This is a genomic window from Mesorhizobium sp. M1A.F.Ca.IN.020.06.1.1 (assembly GCF_004023265.1).
GTDB lineage: Bacteria > Pseudomonadota > Alphaproteobacteria > Rhizobiales > Rhizobiaceae > Mesorhizobium.
This window is the reverse complement of sequence record NZ_RZSR01000861.1, coordinates 1-2,604: the sequence shown is the minus strand read 5'-3', so window position 1 is coordinate 2,604 and position 2,604 is coordinate 1. Positions and strand designations below refer to the sequence as shown.

Annotated in this window: 1 pseudogene; it reads right to left on the bottom strand. The window is 66.5% G+C overall.

Annotated features, from left to right (window positions below):
* A pseudogene (locus tag EOA60_RS28140) lies at window positions 1-2,604 on the bottom strand (translocation/assembly module TamB); the annotation flags it as partial.

The window sequence follows — 2,604 nt, the reverse complement described above, 5'->3', positions numbered from 1 at the left end:
TTGATGTCGAGCGTCTGCGTGACCTTGCCCGTCACCGTCGCCGTACCGCCGCCGAGATTGAGCACCAGCCGGTCGAGCGTCGTCGCGCCGTTGGCGATGGTCACGGTCGAGGCCTGCGCGATCGCCGCCTTGATGCCTTGCACCGTCGCTTGGCCCGACGCGAGCTCGACGGTCGTCGTGCCGTTCGCCACTTTCACCCGGCCGGCCGCTTTCGCCGGAATGTTCTTCACGGTGGCGCCGCCGGAAAAGCCGGTCCAGTCCCCGTCACGCTTCAGGTCGACATCGATCCTGGTAACGGCAGTGCCGCCGGAGGTCACGCTGTCGGCGCGGATCTTGCCGGAGATGACAGGTGCTGCAAGGTAATTGGCGATCTGGGCGTCGATGGCGACTTTTTTGGCCGAGAGGTCGCCGCGCCGGATCGCCGCCGTCGTTGCCTTGACGGCGACGTTCGGTGCGTTGCCGGCCTTCGAGAAGGCGATCGTGCCGCGGACGTCGCCTTCCGCCTTTTCCAGCGCAAGCGCCGCCAGCGGCCCGATGTCAGGAAGATCGAGCGACACGGTGCCCACCGGCACGAAAGCTTCATCAAGCGCGAGGTCGCCGGAGATCTTGTTCGGACCGAGCGACAGCAGAAGCCCGTTGATCGCGCTCTTGCCATTGGCGGTGGCAAGCACGGCATTGCCCTGCAGCGGCTGTCCGGCGACATTGCCGGTCAGTTGCACATCGGCCGCCGGATTGGCGGCATCCGCCTTGCCTGTCGCGGTGAGCTTCAGTCCGGTGATCTCGCGCGCCGCCACGGACAGCCTGTCGCTGTTCACCGTCAGCGAGAGGTCGGGCGCCATAATCGGACCTTGCGCATTCAGGCCAAAAGCGATGGCGCCCTTGGCGTCTTTCGACAGCAGCGAAACGTCGCTCAACGCCCCCCTGATGTCGGCGGCAAGCTTTTTGTCGGCAAGGCTCGCCTGCCCGTCGGCGCTCAGCGCGCCCGAGTTGAGCTTCAAGCCGGAGACATTGACGTTGCCGTTGGCGTCGCGTTTCAGCGCGGCGCTCAATTGCGCGCTCTCGCCCAACATGCCGCGCACCGCCGCCGGCAAAGCGGAAGAAGCGACATTGGCGTTCACATTGAGGTCGACGGCGCCGTCGCGCAGCGACATGCGGCCGGCGACCTGGCTGTTGAGCGCATCGCTCTTGAGCGAGCCGCTGTTGACGGCAACGGCGTCGCTCGTCAAACGGCCGTTGACCTCGGCCGTGACCTTGCCGGCAACCAACGGCGCGATCATCGGATTGTCCAGGCCGATCCTGTCGATCGACACCGTCCCGGAGACCGGGCCTGCCCGCCCCTTGAGATCGAACGCATCCGAATGCAGCGCAACGGCAAGGCCGTCCACATTCACCTGGCTGGCGGCAACCGAAGGCAGGATGGCGGAAGCCTCGAGGCGGGCTTGCGTGCTTTGGCCGGCTATCTTTGCCGACAATGACTGGACCTCGATCTTGACCGGGCTTTCGGCGCTGCCGATCGTCAACGGCAGGCTGGGTCCGGATGACGTCAGATCGAGCGAAAAATCGCTGACGCCGTTCGGATTCAAGCTGCCGGCGGCGTTGCCGGAAATCTTGTCGCCCGAAAGCGTTGCATGGTCCAGGGCCAGGCCGCTCGCCAGACCATAGCTGCCGGCGGCATCCAGATCGAGCGGCCCAAGTCCCGCCTGGCGGGTCTGGCTGGTCTCGGCGCCGGCAAGCTTGGCGTCGAATTCGATATCGGGATTGGCCGACGGACCCGTGAGGTGTGCCGTGCCTTCCAGCGTTCCGGCGGCATCCAGGCCCGGCACGAAATCATTGGCGAGCGCCGCAGGCAGGCCGGCGAAATTGGTCGTCAGGTCGAGGAGCTGGCCGGCGCTGCCGGAAATGGTCGCCGAGCCGCCGCCGAGATTGAGCGCAAGCTTCTCGACGCTGGCGACGCCGTTGGCGATTGCAAGGCGCGACGGCTCGGCGATCGCCGCCTTGATGCCGCGCAGGGTCGCTTCGCCGGACGCGATCTCGACGCTGGTCTTGCCGTCGGCGATCTTCACGCGCCCGGTCGCGGTGGCCGGAATGCCGGATGCCGTCGCGCCGCCGGAAAAATTGGTCCAGTCGCCGTCGCGCCTCAGGTCGATGCCGATACCGCTGACCACTGTCTTGCCGGAAGTGACGCTGTCGGCCTTGATCGTGCCCGATATTGCCGGTCCCTTGAGATAATTGGCGATCAGCGCATTGACGGTGATCGCTTTCGCCGCCACTTCGCCGCGCGCGATCGATGTGCTAGCCGCATTGATGGTGAGGTTCGGAGCCGCGCCATCCTTGGCGAAGGCGATCGTGCCGTTGATATCGCCGGTTGCCGTCTGGCCGCCTAGCGCCGCCAGCGGGCCGACATCGGGAACGGCCAGCGTCAGCGTGCCAACCGGCAGGAACTGGTCGTCGAGCGCGAGGTCGCCCGAAACCTTGTTGTCGCCCAGTGCAAGGCTGAGCCCCCTGATCGCGCGCTTGCCGGCGGCGCTCACCAACGACGCCTCGATGTCGAGCGGCTGTTCCTCGACGCTGCCCGTCAGCGAGATATCGGCCGAGGGGTTGGCG